This window comes from Streptomyces sp. MBT53, from assembly GCF_016654115.1.
Classification (GTDB): domain Bacteria; phylum Actinomycetota; class Actinomycetes; order Streptomycetales; family Streptomycetaceae; genus Streptomyces.
This window is the reverse complement of sequence record NZ_JAEQAZ010000323.1, coordinates 1-6077: the sequence shown is the minus strand read 5'-3', so window position 1 is coordinate 6077 and position 6077 is coordinate 1. Positions and strand designations below refer to the sequence as shown.

Here is a 6077-nt window from a genome sequence, read left to right as displayed (position 1 = left end):
TGCACGACGTCGTCGCCCACCACATCTCGATGATCGCCGTCCAGGCGGAGACCGCCCGCCTCACCACCCCGGGGCTGCCGACGGAGGGCGCGACCCGCCTCCTCGCCATCGGCGACACCGCGCGCACCGCGCTGACCGAGATGCGGCGGCTGCTCGGCGTACTGCGGGAGGACGCGCACACCGGGGTCCAGCGGCGGCCACAGCCCGGTCTCCGTCAACTCATCGAACTCGTCGACGAGTCACGGGACGCGGCCGGATCCCGTACCCGGCTCATCATCAGCGGGCCGGTCACGACCCTCGACCCGGGCATCGAGGTCACCGCCTACCGCATCGTGCAGGAGGCCCTCACCAACGCCCGCCGACACGCCCCCGGCGCCGCCGTGGACGTGGAACTCCGGTACGCGAACGCGGACTTGACGGTGCGCGTCCGCGACAACGGGCCCGGTCAGCCCGCCACCCACCACTCCGGCCACGGGCTCCTCGGCATGCGCGAGCGGGCCGCCACCGTGGGCGGCACCCTGCGCACCGGCCCCGCCCCGGGCGGCGGATTCCTGGTAGAGGCCCGCCTGCCCGTCAACCCGGACGACGACGAGGAGGCACCGGCATGACCATCCGCATCGTCGTCGCCGACGACCACGAACTCGTCCGGGCCGGCTACGCCGGACTCCTCGCCACCCAGGCCGACTTCACCGTCGTCGGCACGGCCCACGACGGCGCCGAGGCGGTACGCGTCTGCCGCGAACAGCTCCCCGACGTGGTCCTGATGGACGTACGGATGCCGGTCATGGACGGCATCGAGGCCACCGCACGCCTCCAGGGCCCGGACGCACCACGCGTGCTCGTCCTCACCACCTTCGACCTCGACGAACACGTCTACGACGCGCTGACCGCTGGAGCGAGCGGCTTCCTGCTCAAGGACGTGACGGCGGAGCGGCTCTTCGACGCGGTGCGGGTCGTAGCCGCCGGCGAGGCGCTGCTCGCGCCCGCGATCACCCGCCGGCTCATCTCCGAGTTCGCGCGCCAACGCCCCCGAACCGCCCCTGTACGCACCGCACTTGACGCCCTCACCCCACGCGAGACCGACGTCCTGCGGCTGCTCGCGGAGGGTCTGTCCAACCCGGAACTCGCCGTCCGCCTGCACGTCGGCGAGGAGACCGTGAAGACCCACGTCAGCCGCATCCTGTCGAAACTCGGGCTGCGGGACCGTACACAGGCCGTGGTGATGGCTTACGAGACAGGGCTCGTCGTGCCGAGAACCGGCTGACGGCGGGCGCGCGGCACCGGCAGCAGCCACCACGCCGACACCACCGACAACACCGCGCCGACCGCGATCCCTTCGAGCCGGGTGGGCAGCAACTGCAGCGCGTCCTGGCCGAAGTAGCCGAAGAGGAGGGACAGGGAGCAGGTCATCCCGGCTGCCCAGTAGGCGTAGTTGAGGGGCCGCAGCCACAACGCGACCGCGAGGACGGCGAACATCAGGGCCACGGCGGTGTCTCCGGTGACGCCGATCGACGCGACGCCCGCCGCCAGCAGGGTGCCGATCGTGGCACCGGCCAGCCGCTCAACCCCCTTGCGCAGTACGTCTGTTCGGCCCCGGTTGCCGCTCGCGGCGACGTACGCGGTGAGGACCACCCACGGCCAGTGGTCGTCGAAGAGCAGCCGCCCGACCGCGAACGCGGCGGCGATCCCGGCCGCCATCTGGAGGGCCATGCGGGTGCTGGGGCGGGGGTGGAGGCGGGAGCGGCGCGGCGGTTGTCCGGGGTCGGGTTCCGTGCGCCAGGGTCGGGGGCCGAACCGGTCCCCCAGCCCCTGCACCAGCCACACCACCCCGCACGCCATCGCCCCGACCAACGCCGACCAGCCCCAAGTGACCAGCCCGCTCTGCGCCTTGGCCGGAAGCGCGGGGCCGGGTACGACGAGGAGAGCCACGAGCGGAAGCGCCAGCAGCGTGCCGGCCTTCGTGGCGACGGGGCCGAAGCGGCGGATCCAGATGGCCAGCGCCATGCCCGCCGTGTAGACCGCGGCGCCGATCGCGTAGTGGGAGACGATCAGCCGGCCGACGAAGATCGAGGCACCGGCCGTGGCGGGGAGCAGGACGAGCGCGGTGAGCCTCCGGCGGGTGTCGGCGGTGCGCTGGGTGGAGGACAGGGTGAGGGTCAGGGCGACCGCGAGGACCAGCACGTCGGTGTGCAGTCCCACGACACCCTCCAGCCAGAGGGCCACGCCCCAGGAGAGCAGGACGGCGGTCATCGTCAGAGCCGCTTCGTACGCGTTGCGTATTAGTTTTGCGGTCACTGTCACCACAGTAGCGGGCACTACGAGCGCTGAATAGTAAGTTAGTGCGTACGATATCCGGCATGGATCATCTCTCCCAAGCCGCCCGGATCCGTCGTGGTGTCGTGCGACTGAACCGGCGGTTGCGACAGGAACGCGGTGAGGGTGGGCTCACGCCCAACCAGCTGATCGTGCTCGGGCATCTGCACCGGAACGGTTCGGCGACGCCGGGGGAAGTCGCGGTCGCCGAGCGGCAGCGGCCTCAGTCCCTCACGCGGGCCTTCGGCGAGTTGGAGGCGGAGAGGTTGATCGCGCGCGAGCCCAGCACCGTGGATCGGCGGCAGTCTGTGCTCACGTTGACGGCGGCGGGGCGGCAGGCCCTCGACCGGGACATGGGCGAGCGGGATGTGTGGTTGGCGGGGGCATTGGCTTCATTGAGTGAGACCGAGCGAGGGGTGCTTGAACTGGCGGGGGCGATTATGGAGCGGATGGCAGGTCGTTGATTGAGTGCGGGCCGGTGGGGGCTGGGCGCGCCCGCGCGGCGGAGCCGCAAATGTCACAGCCCCGCGCCCCTTCAGGGCGCACCCCCGCCCGGTGTTGCCATGCCTCGCCACAGCAGGTCCGTGAGGTCTGCGATCTGAGCCCCCTGGTCCTCGTTGGGGTCCAGGAGGAGCAGGCCGCCCAAGCCGCGCATCACTGTGCGCGGGTCCAGGCCCGGGCGGACCGTGCCCGCCTCGGCGTTGGCCCTCAGCAGGGCGGCCAGCGCGACCGTGACCTCCTCGTAGGCGCGGTTGTAGACCTCGCCGCCGGTCGCCGCGGCGCGGAGCGCGTCGCCCAGGCCGCGTTTCGTCGCCATGTAGTGGGCCAGGTGGTCGGTGACCCAGACGCGGAAGGCCTCTTGCGGCGGGTGGGAGTCGAGCAGGGTCGGCACGATCTCGATGAGGTGCCGTACCTCGGCCTGATAGACCGCGAGGACCAGCGATTCGGACGTCGGGAAGTGCCGATAGATCGTGCCGACGCCGACTCCGGCCGCTTTCGCGATGGCGTTGAAGGAGATCTCGCCCGACTCGGCCAGCGCCTGCTCCGCGCTGGTGAGGATGCGCTCGCGGTTGCGTCGGGTGTCCGCCCGACGCGAGCTGATGGGCTCCGTTGTCATGGTCACAGGCTACTTTCTTGCCGAGCGGATAATTATCCGATACGTTCCGAGAGCCGGAACGGATAATTATCCGCTTGCTGGGTGAGGAGAGGGTCACCATGAACACATCCACCCCCGCGGGGAACTGGATCGACGGCCGATGGAACTACGGCGGCGAGATCCACGAGTCCCTCGACCCCTCGACGGGCAGGGCGGTCGGCGCCTTTCACTCCGCCGGCGGCGAAGAGGCGCGGGCCGCGATCACGGCCGCGCGGACGGCGTTCGACACCACCGGCTGGTCCCGCCAGGCCGAACCGCGCGCACGGACGCTCGACGAGTTCGCGGACCGCGTCGAGCGTCGCGGGGAGGAGCTCGGGCGCATGCTCTCCCGGGAGACCGGAAGACTCCTCTGGGAGACCCGGATGGAAGCCGAGATGGCCGCGCGCCTGCTGCGCCTGAACGCGGCCCGGGCGCGGGTCCAGACCGGCGGGCAGGCCCTTGAACAGGCGCCGGAGACGTACTGGCACGCCGTACCGGAACCGGCCGGCGTGGTCGGGATCATCGTGCCGTGGAACGGGCCGGTCCTGCTCGCCGTCCGCGCGATCGGGCCCGCGCTGGCGGCGGGCTGCACGGCCGTCGTGAAGCTGCCCGGACAGACCGCGCTGACCAACACACTGCTCGCCGAGGCCGTGGCGGAGACCGCCTCCCTGCCGCCCGGGGTGCTCAGCCTCCTCACCGAGACGGGCAACGAGGTCGCGCCGCTCCTCGTCGACTCACCCGAGGTCGACGTGCTGAGCTACACCGGCAGCACCAGGGTCGGCCGGCTGGTGGCCGCCGGAGCGGCGGCCAGGGTGAAGCGGACGACCCTCGAACTCGGCGGCAAGACACCGCTGTTGATATTCGACGACGTCGACATCGACGCCGTCGTGCCGGTCGTGGTCCGGGCCGCGACCCTCATGAACGGTCAGTACTGCGCCACCGGGTCGCGTGTTCTGGTGCACCGGGCGGTCGCCGACGAACTGCGCACCAAGCTCGTCGCCGCGCTGCGGACGGTCCGGGTCGGCCCCGCCGACGACCCCGACACCCGACTCGGCCCACTGATCGACAAGGCCGCTGTCGCCCGCGTGGACCGCCTCGTCGAGGAGGCGGCCGCGTACGGGAAGGTGCTGGTCCGCGGCGGGATTCCGGACGAGCCCGAGCTGCGCGACGGCGCCTACTACCGGCCGTCCCTGGTCGAGACCGACGACGTCGACGTGCCCCTCGTCCAGGAGGAGGTGTTCGGCCCGGTGCAGACCTTCGAGGTCTTCGAGGACGAGGCCGACGCGATCCGCCGGGCCAACGCCACCGACTTCGGCCTGGCCGCCTCGGTGTTCACCGCCGACGACCTCCGGGCCCGCCGGGTCGGCCGCGAACTGCGCATGGGCGAGGTCTGGTTCAACGCCCACGGCCTGACCACCTCACAGATGGCCGGCACACCGGTCAAGCAGAGCGGCTACGGCAGCTTCGGCGGTTCCGCGGCCCTGGAACAGTTCCAAGTCGTCAAGAGGTACGGCACCCGCCGTCCCGGGTGAGCGCACTGCCCCCGCCCTGCCACAGCCGCCCCGGTCCGTCGCGGTCCGGAGCGGCTGGCCGATGGCTGAAATACGTCACTTGTGCGGACGTTCACAGGGTTCCCATAATCCTTCAACAGATTTGACCAGCCCATGTCAGAAATTGAGCATTTCTTTGATGCTCTGGATTGACATGTCCGCGTCATTCCCATCCCCCACGGAAGGCATCACGTTGAAGAAGCTCCTCACAGCCCTCAAGAGATGCGCGGCCGTCGGCGCCGCCGCTCTCGCGATCGCCTCTCTTCAGCCCGTCTCGTCCGCACAGGCCGCCCCCACGCCCGTCGTCGGCGGAACCACCGCCGCGCAGGGCGAGTTCCCGTTCATAGTCCGGCTCTCGATGGGTTGTGGCGGTGCGCTCTACACCCAGCAGATCGTGCTCACCGCCGCGCACTGTGTGAGCGGGACCGGGGCCAACACCAGCATCACCGCCACCGCGGGTGTGGTGGACCTTCAGTCCACCACCGGGCGGGTCCAGGTCAAGTCGACGTACGTGTACCGGGCGCCGGGGTACAACGGCAACGGCAAGGACTGGGCGCTCATCAAGCTCGCCACGCCCATCACCACCGTACCGACGCTGAAGATCGCCACGACCACGCAGTACAACACCGGGACCTTCACCATCGCCGGGTGGGGTTCGGCCAGTGAAGGCGGGGCTCAGCAGCGGTATCTGCGCAAGGCCACCGTGCCGTTCGTCAGTGACGCGACCTGCCGGTCCTACAGCGGGTACAGCGGGCTGGTCGCGAGTGACGAGATCTGCGCCGGGTACACGGCCGGTGGGGTCGACACCTGTCAGGGTGACTCCGGTGGTCCAATGTTCCGCCGGGACAGCGCCAACGCCTGGATCCAGGTCGGCATCGTCAGCTGGGGCATAGGGTGCGCCCGCGCGAACGCGCCGGGCGTGTACAGCGAGGTGTCCACGTTCGCCTCCGCGATCGCGTCGGCGGCGACTTCGCTCTGACGTACGTCCTTCTTGTGCGGGTCCGGCGCCGCATGTGCGCCGGGCCCGTTTTTCCCGCCCCCACCGCTCGCTCAGAAACCGCCGCCGACGCGATCGCGGA

7 protein-coding genes are annotated in these 6077 nt (G+C 70.7%); 5 read left to right on the top strand and 2 right to left on the bottom strand.

Features of this window, described 5'->3' with window-relative positions; all coding sequences use genetic code 11:
• Together JHN45_RS49700 and JHN45_RS49695 are read left to right on the top strand one after the other, a co-directional pair.
• Positions 1–608, top strand: a 608-nt coding sequence (locus tag JHN45_RS49700; RefSeq protein WP_201056065.1) for a sensor histidine kinase, incomplete at its 5' end; no start/stop codon positions are given.
• On the top strand, positions 605–1264 hold the full coding sequence (locus JHN45_RS49695; protein WP_200717614.1) for a response regulator transcription factor: 660 nt from the start codon (positions 605–607) through the stop codon (positions 1262–1264). The genes JHN45_RS49700 and JHN45_RS49695, both read left to right, overlap by 4 nt.
• On the opposite strand, the gene JHN45_RS54585 is transcribed toward JHN45_RS49695, so the two are convergent.
• Positions 1228–2295, bottom strand: a complete 1068-nt coding sequence (locus JHN45_RS54585; protein WP_201056063.1) for an FUSC family protein — start codon at positions 2293–2295, stop codon at positions 1228–1230. The two genes, JHN45_RS49695 and JHN45_RS54585, sit on opposite strands and share 37 nt — an antisense overlap.
• A 62-nt stretch (positions 2296–2357) precedes the next feature.
• On the opposite strand from JHN45_RS54585, the gene JHN45_RS49685 reads away from it, so the two are divergent.
• Entirely contained in the window at positions 2358–2777 is a 420-nt protein-coding gene (locus JHN45_RS49685) for a MarR family winged helix-turn-helix transcriptional regulator (protein WP_201056061.1), read from the top strand.
• Between the two features lie 71 nt (positions 2778–2848).
• Here the strand turns inward: JHN45_RS49685 and JHN45_RS49680 are convergent, their stop codons facing one another.
• Entirely contained in the window at positions 2849–3430 is a 582-nt protein-coding gene (locus JHN45_RS49680; RefSeq protein WP_201056060.1) for a TetR/AcrR family transcriptional regulator, read from the bottom strand.
• A gap of 98 nt (positions 3431–3528) precedes the next feature.
• Here JHN45_RS49680 and JHN45_RS49675 point away from each other — a divergent pair, with 98 nt between their 5' ends.
• Together JHN45_RS49675 and JHN45_RS49670 are read left to right on the top strand one after the other, a co-directional pair.
• Positions 3529–4980 carry an aldehyde dehydrogenase family protein gene (locus JHN45_RS49675; RefSeq protein WP_201056059.1) on the top strand — a complete coding sequence of 484 codons (1452 nt, stop codon included), beginning with the start codon at positions 3529–3531 and terminating at the stop codon, positions 4978–4980.
• Between the two features lie 211 nt (positions 4981–5191).
• Positions 5192–5977: a trypsin-like serine protease gene (locus JHN45_RS49670; RefSeq protein WP_200717326.1), complete on the top strand. Its 786-nt coding sequence runs from the start codon at positions 5192–5194 to the stop codon at positions 5975–5977.
• The last annotated feature ends 100 nt before the right edge of the window (positions 5978–6077 follow it).